Origin of the sequence: Tumebacillus permanentifrigoris (assembly GCF_003148565.1) — a bacterium.
Taxonomy (GTDB): domain Bacteria; phylum Bacillota; class Bacilli; order Tumebacillales; family Tumebacillaceae; genus Tumebacillus; species Tumebacillus permanentifrigoris.
This window is the reverse complement of sequence record NZ_QGGL01000004.1, coordinates 197,842-216,123: the sequence shown is the minus strand read 5'-3', so window position 1 is coordinate 216,123 and position 18,282 is coordinate 197,842. Positions and strand designations below refer to the sequence as shown.

Sequence of the window (18,282 nt, the reverse complement as noted above, 5' to 3'; positions counted from 1 at the left end):
CTAAAAGCGCTCATGTCTGGAACACCAGTACAACAAACAGCACCACAACCGCAACAGCAGACGCAACCACAATCGCAACAGCAACCGCCTGCCCCAGCGAATGGGGGAGTCCCCGATCGGGACAAGGCGATCAACTTTATGAAGCAATTATTCTCCAACGTTCTGAAAGTTCCGGTCGACCGACTGGATGCAGAGGATGACTTTGAGAAATACGGCGTCGACTCGATCGTGGTCATGCAGTTGACGAATGAATTTGAAGCGGTTTTTGGTTCTTTGTCCAAAACGCTGTTTTTCGAATACCAGACGATCCAAGAGATCACCGATCATTTTTTGAAGGCCCATGCGGAGCAGATGCGTGCCTTGCTGACCGAAAAGGAAGCGCCCGCAGCCCCGACGCAGCCCGTTCCAACGCAAGCGGCTCCTGTCACACCGACCAAAGCCCAGCCTGCACAAACACAAGCACCGTCCAAAGGTCGGAAACGTTCGCGTGCGCTGCCTGAAACAACGACCGTCACGACTGCCCTGACTGCACCAACTGCCACGACCGTCACAGCATCCCCGACCCCAGTGGATCAGGTGCACGATATCGCGATCATCGGATTGTCCGGTCGGTATCCCCAATCTGCTGACGTCAATCAGTTCTGGGAAAACCTCAAGTCTGGGAAGGATTGCATCACTGAGGTTCCCGAAGATCGTTGGAATCATGGACTCTACTACGATGAGGACAAGCACAAACCGGGCAAGACCTATGGCAAGTGGGGCGGATTCCTCGACGGGATCGATCAGTTCGATCCCTTGTTCTTCAACATCTCCCCACGCGAAGCTGAGATCATGGACCCGCAGGAGCGTCTGTTCCTGGAGTGCGTGTATGAAGCGTTGCAAGATGCGGGGTATACGCGAGACGAATTGAGTTCGATCCCTGGACAGGACCTGCCGGGCAATGTAGGCGTGTACGTCGGGGTCATGTATGAAGAGTACCAATTGTATGCGGCACAGGCCCAAGTCTTAGGCACAAACATCATCGCCAATGGCAGCCCGTCCTCGATCGCCAACCGCGTCTCGTATTTTTGCAATTTTCACGGACCGAGCATCGCGATCGACACGATGTGCTCCTCGTCACTGACGGCGATTCACTTGGCTTGTCAGAGCATTCGCAATGGGGAATGTTCGCTGGCGATTGCGGGCGGCGTCAACGTGACGATTCACCCGAACAAATATCTGGTGCTCGCCCAAGGGAACTTCCTCTCCAGCAAGGGACGTTGCGAAAGTTTCGGGGAAGAGGGAGATGGGTATGTGCCCGGTGAAGGCGTCGGAGCTGTCCTGCTCAAACCGCTGGCACAAGCAGTTGCTGACGGGGATCATATCTACGGCGTGATCAAAGGCACAGCGATCAATCATGGCGGGAAATCGAACTGGTACACCGTTCCGAATCCGGTCGCACAAGCGAGCGTCGTCGGACGAGCGTTGAAGGATGCCGGCATTCATCCCCGGACCATCAGTTACGTGGAAGCACACGGAACCGGGACCTCGCTCGGAGACCCGATTGAGATCACCGGATTAACCAAGTCCTTCGCGGAATACACGACCGATCGACAGTACTGTTCCATCGGATCGGCCAAGTCCAACATCGGTCATTGCGAAAGCGCCTCTGGCATCGCCGCATTAACCAAAGTGCTGTTGCAGATGAAACACAAGCAATTGGTGCCTTCTCTCCATTCCAAGACCTTGAACCCGAACATCGATTTCAGTCAAACACCCTTTGTAGTGCAACAAGAATTGACCGAATGGAGAAGACCGGTCATTGAAATGGATGGTCAGGTGCAGGAATACCCGAGAACAGCCGGGATCTCTGCGTTTGGCGCAGGCGGAACGAATGCACATGTGATCGTGGAGGAATACATTCCGGCTGTCGAGGTGCACCAGAACGCCTCGCAGACGCTGACTGACCCCGTGATGATCGCGCTGTCTGCCAAGAACAAGGACGCCCTTCAAAAACAGGCGCGCAAACTGCTCGTCTCGATCCGCGAACAGGGCTATCGCGAGGCCGACCTGCCGAATATCGCTTACACCCTGCAGATCGGACGAGAAGCGATGGAGGAGCGCTTGGGGATGTTGGTGTACTCGATTCAGGAGTTGGAGGACAAGTTGAGAGCCTTCTTGGAAGGCCGAACGGGCATCGCCAACCTGTACCAAGGCCGCCTCAAACGCAACCAAGAAGCCGAGGACAAAACCGCCTACCCAAGCCTGTTGGAGTCATGGGTGCATGGACAATCGGTGGATTGGACGAACTTGTACACGGGCGCGTTGCCGCAACGGATCTCCCTGCCGACCTACCCCTTTGCCAAACAACGCTACTGGGTTCCCAAACCCGCTCAACTGACCCAAGTCGATAGTCAACCGCCCGTCAGTGCTTCCGAAACTCCGGCACAGACGGACACGCTCGTCTACGTCAAGGAGTGGGAAGAGAAAGCGATCGCCGGGAACGCCGAGTTGACCGGGGGTCTGGTCGTCGTCTGGGCGACACCTGCCACCAGCGCTCTGGCCTCCCAGATCTTCAAGGACCGTACCGATGTGCAAAAAGTGATCGTGATTCACAACGGAAACCAGCACACAGCAGAGGCGTGGACGGCAGACTTCTACTCCGAAGTCTCGGGCGAATCGCTCTACCATGCGATGAAGGAAAAACAGCGCACCCAACAACTGCTGGGCGTGATCGATCTCACCGCGTTTGACGCGGCCTACGAACAGTCGAAAGCGCTGGAAGTGGGGAAACTGCGCTTCTTGCAACTGCTACTGGAACGCGACCGCAATGATGGCTTCAAACTTCTGCAAGTCACCCATCGTTTGCAGAACCATCTCCTGTCGCAAACCACGATGCAAGGTGCGCGGATGGCTGGGTTGTATCGGATGTTCAGTTCGGAATACAAGCAAGTGGTTTCCTTGACGATGGATAGCGAGATTCCCGTTCACGAAGTATCGGCATTGGCGAAGCAGATCGAGGGAGAGTACGTCCTCGGCAGTCAAGCCAACAGCACCGAATGCTGCTACCGGAACGGACGGCGTTATGAGCCCAAGCTCTCCCTGGCGCTGACGAAGCAAGAAGTGCAGACGCACTCCTACCGCACCGGCACCTATCAGGTGGAGGATGTGATTCTGATCACCGGGGGTTCACGCGGAATCGGAGCCTCCGTTGCCGAGCATATCGTCGCCCAAGGCGTGCGAAATCTCGTGATTCTAGGTCGGGAAGCTATGCCGGCACGGTCAGAGTGGAAGTCGATCGTATCCGGGCATGAAAAGCCTGCGTTGCAGGCGAAGCTGCAACGGATGCAAGCGCTGATCGATCGCGGCGTGAACGTGTACTACAGCCATACCGCACTGACGGATGAAGCGGGATTGCGCGCCATGCTGCAAGCCGTTCGTCAGGAGATGGGCGCTGTCACCGGCGTGTTCCATTGCGCAGGGTCGGCCAGTGCGAACCCGGCCTTCATCAACAAGCCGATCTCGGACATCGTGGCTGTCTGTGAGCCGAAGATCTCCGGCTTGGAAACGTTGTATGAAGCCCTGTCGCACGAGCCGCTGAAATTCTTCACGCTGTTCTCCTCCGTTTCCGGCGTCTCGCCGAAGTTGGGGGCGGGACAAAGTGACTACGCGATGGCGAATTCCTACATGGATACCTTCGCTTTGCACAAACGGGGACAAGGCAAAACCCGCGTCACCTCGATCCAATGGCCGGCATGGGGGGAAACCGGGATGGCCTCGTCCGGCATGCCACCCGCTTTTTCCAAGACGGGCCTCGTCGCGCTCAGCACACGAGAAGGACTTACGTTGCTCGACGGAATTCAAGCGGCTGATCTCCCGGTCAGCATGCCTTGCGTCATCCGCCTCGACCTCTTCTCGCCCGTTCAGTTCCTGAAAACCGAACTCCCGCCGAAACCCGATCAGCAGGGGGGAGCGCGCACGGTTGCCAAACCGATCGAAGCTCCAGCGAAGCCAGTCGCAGTTTCGAATCAAGGCCAGCAGGCGGAGATTCGTGCGTGGTTGCAGCAATTGTTTATCTCCGAGTTGAAATTGACGATGGAGCAGTTGGATGATGACACGCCCTTCGACGAGTACGGCGTCGATTCCGTCCTGTTAGCGCAATTGGCGCACAAAATGTCCAGCCGACTGGGCGGCGTCATGTTAGACCCCTCGCTGTTGCTGGAGTATTCCACCATCACAGCGCTGATTCAGTACTTTATTCGTCATCATGCGGATGCCTTCGGACAAGCGGAAGCAGAAACGAACACGAACACTGTCGCTCCGACCCTCCAAGTACTGCCAGAACCAGCGCCAGTTCGCGAGCCGGTGACGGTACAGCAACCCGTTGTCGTTTCGCATCCGTCGGTGCAGGCAGACGATGAGATTGCCGTCGTCGGGCTGTCCTGCCGATTCCCTGGAGCCCCGACGAAGGAAGCGTATTGGGAACTCCTGACACGCGGGACCTCTGCGATTCAGCCAGTGCCGCAGTCGCGCTGGACACCTGTAGCTGGCCGCAAGGATTTTGCGGGCTGGGTTGATGGTGTCGACCTGTTCGACCCGAAGTTTTTCCTCATTAATGAGCAGGATGCAGCGATCATGGACCCACAGGCACGGGTGATCTTGGAGGAAAGCTTGAAAGCGATCTATGATGCTGGATACGCGCACAAGCAGTTATTTGGCGAAAAAGTCGGCGTCTACATCGGCGGGCGTGCCCAGCCGCGAACCGACATCCAAGCTGTGCTGGAAGCGCCCAATCCGATCCTCGGCATCGGCCAGAACTACTTGGCGACGAACATCTCGCGCTTCTTCAACTTCAGAGGCCCGAGCCTCGTGGTCGATACCGCTTGCTCGTCTGCGATCACCAACATGCAGTTCGCCATCGATTCCTTGCGTGGTGGACGAATTGAGATGGCGTTGGTAGGGGCTGTGAATCTGATCCTGAGCCCTTATACACACGAGATCTTTGCGGCGCGCAACCTGCTGAGCAAGGACGGCGTGATGCGGATTTTTGATAAACAAGCAGAGGGCGAAGTGCTGGGTGAAGGTGCTGGTGTCGTGCTCCTCAAGCGCTTGCGTGACGCGGTTCGCGATGGCAACCAGATCTATGGTGTCATCAAAGGGGTCGCTGTGAACAACGACGGCCGCACACTTGGACCTGGATCGCCCAATCTCGCCGCGCAGAAGCAAGTGATGCAGGAGGCACTCACGATGAGTGGGTTGCAACCGGCGGATATCGGGTATATCGAAGTGAATGGCGGCGGTTCGCCAGTTACAGATTCCCTCGAGATCAAAGCCCTGTCTGAAGTGTACGATCTGAAAAACACGGCCCTGCAGCCTTGTCTGCTCGGTTCGGTCAAGCCCAATATCGGGCACTTGTTGCTGACTTCGGGCATGGCGGGCTTCATTCGTTGTTTGCTCAGTGTGCATCACAAGCAAATTCCGCTGTTCCGATCTGCATTGGACCCCTTTGATCATTATGATTTTGCAGCATCGCGCATCCAGTTTAATCGGGAGACGATCGATTGGAAGGCAGTGCCTGGCAAGAAGCGGATTGCTGCTCTGAATACATTCCCGGACGGCGGTACGAACTGCCACGCGCTGATTGAGGAATTTGTTCCGGATGAATCGTACCGTAGAACGGCCTTTGCCCAACCGCTGCCGACTATGGACAGAAAAAGCTTCCCCTTGAATTCGATGCCTCCCATCCAGAGCGACTTGAAACAGCCGCAGGGAGTTTCTAGTCATTCGATGTCTATCTCTACAATGTGGGGGAATTACGATGAAAAAGTCATTTAATACACAGATCACGGCGGCCCATCCCATCGTGAACAATCACGCCGTCTACGGCCAGCGGATTCTCCCCGGACTAGGCTATATCGACATGGTCTACCAATTGGGACACGCTGCACTTGGGCTGGACCCCGTACAACATACCTTGAACCGGATCTCGATCCACAACCCGCTGGTTGTGGGCGAGCAAGGTCACGTCGCGCTGCGAATCGGCTTCGAGCCCATGAACCGTGGTTGGAAAATCACGGTGGAGGGCACGGAGGTCGGTTCGCACGGCGCGACCCCGCAGGACAAGCTCTACATGACAGCCGAGCTGTTGGAGGAAGCCCGCGAGTTGCCGTTGCGCGTATCCGTTGAGGAATGGAAGCGTTCGGCGGGGCAGCGAGTCGATCTGGAAGCGATCTACTCCAATGCTCGCAATCGCGGGTTGGTACACCAAGGGTTGATGAAGGCGAGCGGAGCCGTCTATCGCAGCGGGCAATCGTACCTGATTGAGACCCAGATGGACGGAGCCTACCGCGAACTCTCGCAATCCATGCTGTACCATCCGACGCTCATCGACAGCGCGGCCGTTGCGATGGGGTTTCAGGACGAGTCCCTCGAAGGGGCAGATCCACAAGACCTGTTCATCCCCTTGTACTTCGAATCGTTTTACGCCAAGGCTCCGATGCGTTCGGATGGGTATGCCTATGTAGACCAAGCGACCTTTCGCCGGGTGAATGACATTCTCACGGTCGACATCGCCTACTTGGATGCCCAAGGCAATCAAGTGGCCCTCCTGAAGGGGGTGACCTCCAAGCGCGTTCGGTTCAAGGAACAAATCAACTCGGCCGCGACAGCCGCAGCTCCACGTCCGGCTGCAACGCCTGCTCCGACCCCGACTCCCGCTCCGGCGCACGCAAGCGTTGGGGCTCACGCAGGGAGTGCGTCCCCGCAGGAGTTGGAAAGCAACGTGCGCGTTGTGTTTGGACGCTACCTGCAGTTGGAGCCATCCGGGATCGATGTGAACACCGGTTTTTATGAACTGGGCTTGGAATCCTCCCAACTGCTGTCCCTCGTGCGGGATCTTGAGGCGGTATCAGGGGCTTCCTTACAACCGACGCTCTTGTTTGAATACACGACCATTTCAGAACTCTGCACCTACATGGCGACCGTCGTCCCGCAGGGACAGGCACAGCCACTCTACTCGGCGGAGCAGGAAGTCGCCGCCGCTGCGGAACTGCCCAGTCTGGTGAGCTACGAGGCGCCGCAAGCTCCTGAAGCCGTTCTGCGCCCAGAGGCAGAGGACATCGCCGTGATCGGGATGGCAGGTCGCTTCCCCGATGCAGATAACCTGCAGGAATTTTGGGCGAATCTAGTCGCGGGCAAGGATTGCATTCAAGAAATCCCCGCGTCCCGTTGGGATTGGAAGCAATATGAGAATGTCACTTCCCCGACTGGCAAAAAGGTTTCGAAATGGGGCGGGTTTATCAACAACCCGGATTACTTCGACCCCCAATTCTTCCGCATCTCGCCGCGTGAAGCCGAAGTGATGGACCCGCAAGAGCGTCTGTTCCTCGAAACGTGCTGGGAAGCGATGGAGGATGCCGGGTATACACCCAAAACGTTGGTTCCGCCTAGAGGCCCCAATCAGAGAAAGCCGGTCGGTGTCTTCGTAGGGGCGATGCACAAGGACTACGCGATGATCGGCAGCGAAGCGTTTGCCCAAGGTCAGTTGTTCGCCTTGTCCTTGCAAAACGCCCCGATTGCCAATCGCGTTTCGTACTTCTGCAATTTCCACGGGCCGAGCATGGCGATCGATACCCTCTGTTCCTCCTCGCTGACCGCCCTGCATCTGGCGCTGGAAAGTCTGCACAGCGGAGAAAGTGAGGTCGCCATCGCGGGCGGGGTGAACTTGTGCCTGCATCCGCATAAGTACTTGTCCTATGGCATGTTGGACTTCTTCTCCAGCGATGGTTACTGCCATACCTTCGGCAAAGGTGGCGATGGCTATGTTCCGGGTGAAGGCGTCGGTGCTGTCATCCTCAAACCGCTGTCCAAAGCACAGCGCGACGGAGATTCCATCTACGCGGTGATCAAGGGGAGCACGGTGAATCATGGCGGTACGGTGAGCGGCATCACGGTGCCAAGCCCTGTCGCACAAGCTGACTTGATCCAAGCGTGCTTCGAGAAAACCAACATTGATCCACGCACCATCAGCTATGTAGAAGCACACGGCACGGGAACCTCGCTCGGCGATCCGATTGAGATCGACGGCTTGGTCAAATCGTACCGCCCCTACACACAGGACGTTCAATACTGCGCGATCGGTTCGGTCAAGTCCAATATCGGGCATGCCGAGTCGGCCGCTGGGATCAGCGGACTGATGAAGACGATCCTGCAACTGCACCACAAAACCCTCGTGCCTTCCTTGCATTCCGAGGAGATCAACCCCTTGATCGACTTTGCGAGAACTCCGTTCTATGTGCAACACCAGACAGAGTATTGGAAGCAACCTGAGATCGTGCAACAGGGCGCGGTGGTTCAAGTGCCGAGACGGGCTGCGATCAGTTCGTTCGGCGCTACGGGATCGAATGCGAATGTGATCCTCGAAGAGTACATTCCAGAAGCGAAGTCGAATCACCGTGGGGTGGGCGCTGACAATCAACCGACGATCGTCCCGCTCTCGGCGAAGAGTGCTGAACAACTGTCTGAATCTGCACAGCGACTGCTTCAGTACTTGAAGCAGGCAACGGGGCAAGCCAGCCCGGTCGTGCAGCAGGTGGAGGATTCGGCGCATCGGGTAGAGCTGGAAGGCAAGTTGCGCGCACTGGTTTCTGAGGTCATCAACGTGGAGGAAGACGATGTCGAGATCCACCAAGAGTGGAGTGAATTCGGCATCGATCTCGTCCAACTTACTCAGATCCGCGACCGACTGCAGGAAGAATACAAGGGTCAAATTGAATTGGATCTCCACGCCGGGAATTCGATTGCTTCCGTTGTCGAGAGTATTCTGCCAGCACATCGTGGGGAAGGACAGATGCTGGCCTCCTCAGCCGTGGAGTGGAAGCAAGGCGAGATCCATCTACAGGATCTGGCCTACACCCTGCAAGTGGGCCGTGAAGCGATGGAGGAGCGACTGGTCTTCATCGTCAAAAACATTCCAGACCTCGTCGAGAAGCTCGAAAAATACCTCCAGAATCCTGCGGAGTACAAAGACTGCTACCGTGGCCACGAGAAACGGAACAAGGATTTCGTGGACGTATTGAGCAAAGACGAAGATTCGATGGACCTGATTCGCAAATGGATTCACAAAGGCAAACTGAGCTCTTTGGCAGATCTGTGGGTCAAGGGCTATCAGATGGATTGGAACCTGCTGTACGGACAAGGCAAGCCTCGCCGCATGCATCTGCCCACCTATCCGTTTATGAAGGAGCGCTATTGGATCGAAGTCGAGGCCAAGCCAGCGTTCGCAGCGGGCCAGCAGGCAACCGCCCTTTTGCACCCCTTGTTGCATCAGAATACGTCCGACCTGTCCGAACAGCGTTTCAGCTCCGTGTTCACCGGCAAGGAATTCTTCTTGACCGACCATGTGGTCAATGGACAGCGCATCCTCCCAGGGGTCGCCCATCTCGAAATGGCGCGTGCGGCGGCGGAGTTGGCAGCAGGCGGGCTGACAGGTGTCGCGTGGAAACTCGACAATGTCGTCTGGATTCGTCCGCTCGTCGTCGAGGGGAGTGCGACAGAAGTTCATATCCGGCTCCAACCAGAGGCACACGGTGAGATTTCGTATGAGATCTACACAGGTTCAGACGAGCAAGAGGTCGTCTACAGCCAAGGCCGCGCAATCGCCACCGCAGGTGGTGCGTTGCCTCGACTGGACTTGGCACAGCGACAAGCAGAGTGCAGCCAAGGCAGCCTGACCGCCGAGCAGTGCTACCAGACCTTCAGCAAAATGGGCATGGAGTATGGAGCTGGGCATCGTGGAATTCAGGTTGTCTACACCGGGGCAGACCAAGCGTTGGCCAAACTTTCCCTCCCGTACTCGATTCATTCGACCAAGGATGCCTACACCTTGAACCCCGGTCTCTTGGATTCCGCCTTGCAGGCGACGATCGGTGTGACGCTCGGCGCGGACATCTCGGCACTGGAATCCTTGAAGCCGACCCTGCCGTTCGCCTTGCAAGAAATCGTCACATACGCGCCCGTCCCAGCCGAGTCGTGGGTAGCTCTGCGCTTCAGCCCGGGGGTAAAAAGAGGCGATTCCGTACTCAAGTACGATCTCGACCTCTGCAATGAACAAGGCGAGATCTGTGTCAGCATCAAAGGGTTCACGATGCGAGTGCTGGACGGTGGGGTAAAAACAGCCAGCGTACCGAAGACAGGGACCCAATCGGGGAATCCGCTCGTCGGGGCGCTCACGCTCTATCCGATCTGGAATGGCGTTCTGGAAGCGAAAGGTCCACAACTCCCGTCCGTACAGGATCAAGTTGTGGTCATCGGAGGTAGCGAGGCGAACATCAGCGCAATCCGCCAGATCTATCCGCAAGCTCATCACCTCGCATTCAGCGCGAGCGATGAGATCCACGATATGGTCAGCAAATTCCAGACCCTGCCCGCGATCGACCACCTGATCTGGATCGCGCCTGCACATACGTCGACCGCGCCGTCAGACGACGCGATGATCGAGGGACAAGCGACCGGCTTCTACCAACTGTTCCGCGTGATCAAGGCGATGCTTCAACTGGGCTATGGCAAAAAGAAATTGGGCTGGAGCGTCTGGACAGCCTCGACCCAGAAAGTGCTCGCGACCGATGTGGTCAATGCCGAGCATGCCGGGATCTACGGCCTGACAGGTTCGATGGCGAAGGAATACACGAACTGGTCGATCCGCGTCGTGGACGTGGCAGCGGGCGATGAATTGCCGCTCCACGAGCTGTTCACACTGCCGGTGGACCGTCAAGGACGAGCTTGGGCCTACCGCAATCAACAGTGGTTCCAACAGCAATTGATTCCGTATCAAAGTCCGGCGCTCAAGCAGTCGGCGTACCGCCACGGCGGTGTCTATGTCGTCATCGGCGGCGCGGGCAGTGTCGGGGAGATGTGGAGCGAGTACATGATCCGCACCTACAACGCTCGGATCATCTGGATTGGCAGACGTCAAAAGGATGCCACCATCCAAGCCCAACTGGACCGACTGGCGACCTTCGGAACGGCACCGCGCTACATTTCGGCAGACGCTGGCAATTTCGAATCCCTCAACAAAGCCTACGAGGAGATCAAAACGGTCGATCCGCAGATTCATGGGATCGTCCACTCCACGATGGTGTTGCTGGATCAAGGTCTTGAGCAGATGCAAGAGCAAGAAATGCGCAACGTCCTCGTCTCCAAGGTAGACGTCAGCGTGCGGATGGCGCAGGTATTTGGCCGGGAAGCGCTGGACTTCGTGCTCTTCTTCTCCTCCTTGATGGCCTTCACCAAGGCGGCGAAGCAAAGCAGCTACGCGGCAGGGTGCACGTTCGAGGATGTGTTCGCCCATCAAGTCGCTCAAGTCTGGCCTTGCAAAGTGCGCGTGATCAACTGGGGCTATTGGGGCAAGGGCGATGGCGGGGTGACAGACTCGGAATCCCACCAAGCCTTGGCGGAGACCTATTCCCGCTTGGCCGCGATCGGCATCGGGCTGATCGAGCCTGCGGAAGCGTGGGAACGTGTCGAGAATCTCTTGGCTGGCCCAGCAGAACAACTAGGCTTCATGAAAACCACCAAACAGATCCCGATCGAGGGTGTCAACCCAGAGTTGCAGGCGGTCGTCGATGCGCACGGACAAATCATCCGTCTCGCGAACGCTCCGACTGTGGCGAGCACCCCAGCTCCGAAACTGGAGTCTGCTCCCAAACCAGCGCGTGGCAACGCGACTGGTCAGCTCAAGGAGAAGACCACAACCTATCTGAAAAAACTGGTAGGCGATACGCTGAAAATGTCGGTGAACAAAATCGATGCAGCAGAACCGCTGGAGATGTATGGGATCGACTCCATCATCATCGTGGAATTGACCAATTCACTGCGCGACGACTTAGGTGAGATCCCTAGCACCTTGTTCTTCGAATGCCAGACCATCGACGAGCTCGCGGAGTACTTCATGAAGTCGCAGAAGGACTCGTTGACCGCGATGTTCGGAACCGGTGACAGCAGCACCGCAGAGGTCGCGGACGCGGGCAGCACGCCACAAGCCGTGCTCCAGACTCCGGCGAAGCGCTCCAGCACCAGCAAGAAATCGAGACGTTTTGCGGATGTCCATGAACGGGGTGGCTCCGGTGCGGCAGCCAAAACCTCCGCGATCCAGGATGTCGCGGTGATCGGTCTCTCCGGTCGTTATCCGCAAGCGAAGAATCTGCACGAATTCTGGGAGAAGCTCGCATCGGGCACGAACTGCATCACGGAGATTCCCGCGGATCGTTGGGATTGGAAAAAGTACTTCCACCCGGAGCGGGGCCGAGAGGGGTCCATCTACACGAAGTGGGGTGGATTCCTGGAGAATATCGATCAGTTCGATCCGTTGTTCTTCAACATCACGCCGCGTGAAGCCCGCATCATGGACCCGCAGGAGCGACTGTTCTTGGAAGTGGCCTATTCGAGCATCGAGGATGCAGGGTATACCCCGGCTACCCTCAACGACCGCAAGAAAGTCGGTGTCTTTGTCGGGGTGATGAACTCCAACTACCCGAGCGGAACGGCGTACTGGTCGATCGCCAACCGCTTGTCCTATCTCTTGAACTTCAGAGGCCCGAGCATGGCGATCGACACCGCGTGCTCCTCGTCCTTGACGGCGTTGCATCTGGCGTTGGAGAGCATCTATAGCGGGACGAGCGAGTGTGCGATCGTCGGCGGCGTGAACTTGGTTGTCGACCCGTTCCACTACATTCGCTTGACCAGCCAAAACATGCTCTCGCCAGGGAACCGCTGCAACACGTTTGGAGATCAGGCGGACGGATTCGTCGATAGCGAGGCTGTCGGTGCTGTCCTCTTGAAACCCTTGCACAAAGCGGTGGAAGACGGCGACCACATCTATGGCGTGATCAAAGGGAGCATGATCAACAGCGGCGGGAAAGTGAACGGCTACACCGTTCCGAATCCGAATGCGCAATTCCAATTGATTTCCGAAGCGTTGCAGCGCGCAGGCGTTCATGCGCGAACCGTGAGCTATGTGGAAGCACATGGTACGGGCACCGCACTAGGCGATCCGATTGAAATTGAAGGGCTTCGTCAGGCTTACGAATTGGATACGACCGACAAGCAATACTGCTCCATCGGGTCGGTGAAATCGAACATCGGGCACTCCGAAAGTGCGGCGGGGATCGCAGGGCTGACCAAAGTTCTGCTCCAGTTGAAACACCGCCAGTTGGTGCCATCGCTGCATTCGGAAACGTTGAACCCGCGCATTCAATTCGCCAACACGCCGTTTACCGTTCAACAGGAATTGGTTCCGTGGGAGCGTCCAGTGGTCGAGATCGATGGACAGACCAAGGAATACCCGAGAATTGCCGGCCTCTCCTCCTTCGGGGCGGGCGGGTCGAATGCGCACGTCATCATCGAGGAGTACATCCCAGATCCTGCTCATGCTGCCGTGGCGGCGGCGCGTCCGCTGCAGGTCCCGATCGTGCTGTCTGCCAAAACCGAAGACTCGCTGAAGGAACAAGCCCAACGCTTGCTCGATGCAGTTCGCAGCAACGCGTATACCGATGGGGATCTCGCAAGCATCGCGTACACGCTCCAAGTGGGTCGGGAAGCGATGGAGGACCGTCTGGGCCTGCTCGTCGGGTCGCTTGCAGAGTTGGAAGAGAAGCTACAGGGCTATCTCAACCAGCAAGAAGATCTCGAACATGTCTACCAAGGTCAAGTCAAACGCAACAAAGAAGCGCTGCTGTACTTCACCACAGACGAAGACCTGATGGAAGCCGTCGACAAATGGATCGATGCTCGTAAATATACGAAATTGATCGATCTCTGGGTGAAGGGGTTACCGCTCGATTGGAGCAAATTCTACGGAAGTGAAACCCCGCGACGCATCTCGTTGCCAACCTATGCGTTTGCCAAGGGCAAATACTGGTTGTCTCCTGCGGAAGTCGCAGCGATCAGCCCGCAAACAGCTACCCACAATGTCCGTCCGCTGCTGCCGGTTGCCAGCTCCAGCAATTCTTGGGACAAGGAGGGAACTACCAAAAACTGTTGGAACTACGTGCTGTGGAGCGGTCGGGTGTAACCGACCTCTCGTCGTCCAATTGCACAGGTACTAAGGGTCTCTTTCGGATCAAACCTTACCCGACACGGTCGGGTTTGATCCGATAAAGGCCTTTACTTTTTTTCAAAATTTGGATGTTGACATGTCAAAAAAACCGTGTTATTGTTTAATCAAACGTTAGATTAAAACTATCGTTTAAAACAAATGAGTGGAGTGAGGGAACAAAATGAAGAACGCATTTCGGGCCTATCTGAAAATGCCCCAGACCAAACTTGCCTTAATCGTAGCTTTGGCGGCTCAGATTATCTTTATCATCTGCTGGATGACCGCTTATCATGGGACCAATGACCGCATCAATCACTTGAAAATTGCAATCATCAATGAAGATGGTGATTTCGGCAAGACCATCGTCGAAAATTTGAAAACCACATTGCCGTTTGAAATTACAACTCCGACCAAGGAAGACGCGTTGAAAGACCTCGAACTTCGGAAAGTTCACTTGATGGTCACCATCCCGGCGAAATTCGGTGAGGCTCTCAAAACCCCGGGTTCCAAGGCAGTCGTTCAGTACACATTGAATCAATCCAATCCGCAACAAACCAAAAGTATCATGGAAAGCGTCGAACTGAAGCTGACCAACTCGTTGAACCATAATGCGGGCCTCCAAGGAACGCAAGTCATGTTGGAACAAATGAAATTGCCGGCTGATAAAGCACAACAAACGGCACAGGGCATCCTGAATAAAGTCGAAGCCAATGCAACATCCTTGTATACTGTAAATGGCATGCACAACCAGATGGCAACCATGATGTTGGTCTTGGCTTCCTACGTTGGCGCGATGCTGTATGCGATGAACTTGGTTCAAGTCTCGCTTGACCTCGGTTCGGCCGTCTCCAAGATGAATCACTTTACTGTACGTGCAATTGTTACCGTCGTATCTGCTGCGATCGTCTCGATTGCGGGTTGCATCATGATCATTGTGCTTGATGGTCAGATGGAAGGCGGATTTGCTGCCTTCTGGGGCTTCCACTTCCTGACGATGTTGACGTTCATGTTCTTTGCTCAAACGTTCCTCCTCATCATTGGCCCTCCGGGCATGCTGATCAACATGGTGATGCTCTCCCTGCAACTCGTTACGTCCGGCACCACGGTTCCGCGCGAAGTGTTGAGCGACTTCTACCAAGCATTCGGCAACTACCTGCCGGCTACGTACTCGGTTGAAGGCTTCATGAACTTAGGCATTGGCGGCATCGAAACGAAACATGATGTCCAACTCCTGTTCGTGTGCTTGGCTGCCAGCGTTGCGGTTTGCTTGGTGATGACCTTGGTCAAAAAACAATCGCCTTCGGTTGTTGCTGAATTCAAAAGCACCCAAGAAGCAGCCGTAAACTAAATACACCAGCACGAACATCGGCTTCAATCAGGCGGAGTGCAGCTCAGCCTGATTGAAGTCTTTTATATCAAACGTTTGAACAATGGATGCGAACGTGGTAAACTTGTATCTAAAGGACTATGTGCGAAAGCTTCCGTACCACTTGAACCTTAAATATATGGCATTCAAACAGGAGTGTTCGTAGACGAATGGACCAGGATAATATCAAATTACGCATACTACTTGCAGCTAAGGAATTGTTTGCTGAGCAAGGATTCGATAGAACGACGGTCAGACAGATCTGCGAAAAAGCAGGGGCGAACATTTCCCTCATCTCGTACTACTTCGGTGGCAAGGAAAAAGTATTTCAAAGCATTTTCGAAACGTTTTTCTCCGAAACCAAACTGAGCCAACTCGATGAAGAATTCCAAGACCCGGTCAAAGGGATTCAGTTTATTGTAGATAAAATTATTTCCTTTAACTTCGAAGACACCCAATTGAGCTATATCATCAACCAAGAACTACTAATGGAATCATCCCGCGGTGACATCGTACTCTCCTATGTACAACCTGTCTGGCTAAAAATGGAGGAGATCCTGCAACGAGGCAAGGACCAAGGGGTTTTCCATTTTGAGTCATTAGACCATACTTCACTTATTATCAAAGGAATTTGTTTATCATATAAGAACTACCATAAATTGCAATCGGTTAAAACGGAAGAAAGTGAGCAAGAATTCGAAAAAATCAAACAATCTTCCATGCAGTTCATCCTCAATGGCTTGAAGGTCACTACTGTATAAAGCTTGCGCCTCAGCGCAGGCTTTTTTTTTATGACACAATCAATCATAAAGTAACTTCACAAAATAAGATGTATGATATAAAATGAAAATACTAACTCATACACGTCATATTTTATTTTAGTCAATATGATTAATGTTATGCAGATCAAACAAAGGGGACCTGATGATGATCGATGCGAGAGTGCTAAAAATCTTACCTGACAAGATCAAAGTGATCGAAGCCAATGAGAAAATGACCTACGTGGTCGGCCCGATCCAATTGCCAGTCAATCTCGACGGCCATACGGTTACCTTTCAATGGTATTGCTGGTTGACGAGCAACGAGATGATCCGCGACATGGCGGGAATGTTTGAAAAGCTCTCCGATGTGAGTTTGGCAGAGTCTCAACAATCTAGCGTGCTTGTATACGGCGATTTCGAAGAATCGGACGACGCGCTCATCCGTTTCCATAGCATTTGCCACACGGGAGATATCTTTGGCAGCAAGCGTTGTGATTGCGGCTATCAATTGAAGCAAGCGATGAAGGAGATCGTCGATCATGGGTGTGGCGCACTGTTCTACCTCGCCAACCATGAAGGCCGCGGGATTGGCCTCTACAACAAAGCGATGGCGTATATCCTCCAAGAGCAAGGCTTCGATACTGTCGATGCCAATCTCGCACTTGGTTTCAAGGACGATGTGCGCAGCTACGAGGAAGCGATCGTCGTCCTCAAAGCGTTGCGCCAAAAACCGGTCACGCTGATGACAAACAACCCGAAAAAGCTCGATGCGCTCGTCGGGGCCGGCTTGGAAGTCTCCGAACGCATGCCCTTGTGGGGAGATGTCTCCGAATTTAACAGACGCTACTTACAGACCAAGATCGAACGGTCAGGTCACTTCGAGGAGGTGCATGACATTGGGTAATGATCGAAGCTTCATGTTGCTCGCCTTGGAGAATGCCCGTGCGATGAAGGGGCAAACCGACCCGAACCCACTCGTCGGTGCTGTACTGGTCGCCGATGGACATGTGGTGGGCATCGGAGCACATCTGCGTGCGGGCGAACCGCATGCCGAAGTTCATGCGATCCGCATGGCGGGTGACAAAGCGTCGGGCGGCACGATCTATGTGACCCTCGAACCTTGCTCCCACCACGGCCGGACGGGCCCATGTGCCGAAGCGATCATTGCGGCGGGCATCCGCCGAGTTGTCGTGGCCACCCTCGATCCGAACCCGCTCGTCTCCGGTCGTGGTATCGCGATGCTGGAAGCGGCTGGTCTTGAAGTCGAGGTGGGCGTTTGTGAGCAAGAGGCGCGGCAGATGAACGAAGTGTTCAACAAGTTCATCACCCAACAGCTCCCGTTCATCACGATCAAGTCAGCGACCACGCTGGATGGCAAATTGGCGAGCGCTACTTTTGATAGCAAGTGGATTACCTCTGGGGATGCCCGGATGGACGTCCACCGCTTGCGCAACGAAAACGTCGCGATCCTCGTCGGCGTGAACACGATCGTCCATGATGACCCGGAACTCACCACACGCTTGCCGCACGGACGCAATCCGATCCGCATCGTGCTCGACTCCACGCTGCGCACACCCTTGGATGCGCGCATCATCACCGATCAGAAAGCCAAGACGTGGATCTTCACAGGAGCAGAGGCGTCTCCGGAGAAAAAGCGAGCATTGGCAGCGCTCGGCGTGTCTGTGTTTCAAACGCAAGGCAATCCGCAGGTCGACCTGCTCGAAATGCTGCAAATCCTTGGCCAACAAAATGTCACCTCCGTACTGGTTGAAGGCGGCGGAGAAGTCAACGCCGCGTTTTTTGAAGCCAAGCTCGTCGACAAAGTGGTGCTGTATCTCGCTCCGAAGTTGATCGGCGGTCGAGAGGCCCCAACGTTCCTCGAAGGCACGGGCATTGACAAGATGGCACAAGCTGTCAAATTGGTCGATGTCAGCGTTGAGTCGGTCGGTGACGATTTTCGATTTGTGGGATACCCTCAATACGTATAAAAAGGGCCACCCAAGAGGTGGCCCTTTTTGCATGAACGATCCTGAACGATGTGGTTGACTTTGTCGGAACCCCGAGTATAATGGTAGTCACGCATA

General features: G+C 55.2%; 5 protein-coding genes and 1 pseudogene. All 6 read left to right on the top strand.

The window, feature by feature from the left end:
* Positions 1–117: 117 nt before the first annotated feature.
* Positions 118–5,814 (top strand): annotated as a pseudogene (locus C7459_RS24130) (SDR family NAD(P)-dependent oxidoreductase); the annotation flags it as partial.
* On the top strand, positions 5,798–14,047 hold the full coding sequence (locus C7459_RS06200) for a beta-ketoacyl synthase N-terminal-like domain-containing protein (RefSeq protein WP_109687456.1): 8,250 nt from the start codon (positions 5,798–5,800) through the stop codon (positions 14,045–14,047). The pseudogene C7459_RS24130 and the gene C7459_RS06200, both read left to right, overlap by 17 nt.
* Before the next feature lie 205 nt (positions 14,048–14,252).
* Complete coding sequence (locus C7459_RS06195; RefSeq protein WP_109687454.1) at positions 14,253–15,419, top strand: YhgE/Pip domain-containing protein; 1,167 nt, start codon at positions 14,253–14,255, stop codon at positions 15,417–15,419.
* 188 nt (positions 15,420–15,607) lie between these two features.
* A complete protein-coding gene (locus C7459_RS06190; protein WP_109687452.1) occupies positions 15,608–16,198 on the top strand; it encodes a TetR family transcriptional regulator in 591 nt (196 codons plus the stop codon).
* A 166-nt stretch (positions 16,199–16,364) separates the two neighbouring features.
* Complete coding sequence (locus C7459_RS06185; protein ID WP_109687450.1) at positions 16,365–17,102, top strand: GTP cyclohydrolase II; 738 nt, start codon at positions 16,365–16,367, stop codon at positions 17,100–17,102.
* Positions 17,095–18,186: a bifunctional diaminohydroxyphosphoribosylaminopyrimidine deaminase/5-amino-6-(5-phosphoribosylamino)uracil reductase RibD gene (ribD, locus tag C7459_RS06180; protein WP_342766658.1), complete on the top strand. Its 1,092-nt coding sequence runs from the start codon at positions 17,095–17,097 to the stop codon at positions 18,184–18,186. Before C7459_RS06185 ends, ribD begins: the two co-directional genes overlap by 8 nt.
* Positions 18,187–18,282: the final 96 nt, after the last annotated feature.

Bases quoted from the DNA above. Each gene is read 5' to 3' on its own strand.
- C7459_RS06200 (WP_109687456.1), top strand. From the start codon at position 5,798: ATGAAAAAGTCATTTAATACACAGATCACGGCGGCCCATCCCATCGTG.
- C7459_RS06195 (WP_109687454.1), top strand. From the start codon at position 14,253: ATGAAGAACGCATTTCGGGCCTATCTGAAAATGCCCCAGACCAAACTT.
- C7459_RS06190 (WP_109687452.1), top strand. From the start codon at position 15,608: ATGGACCAGGATAATATCAAATTACGCATACTACTTGCAGCTAAGGAA.
- C7459_RS06185 (WP_109687450.1), top strand. From the start codon at position 16,365: ATGATCGATGCGAGAGTGCTAAAAATCTTACCTGACAAGATCAAAGTG.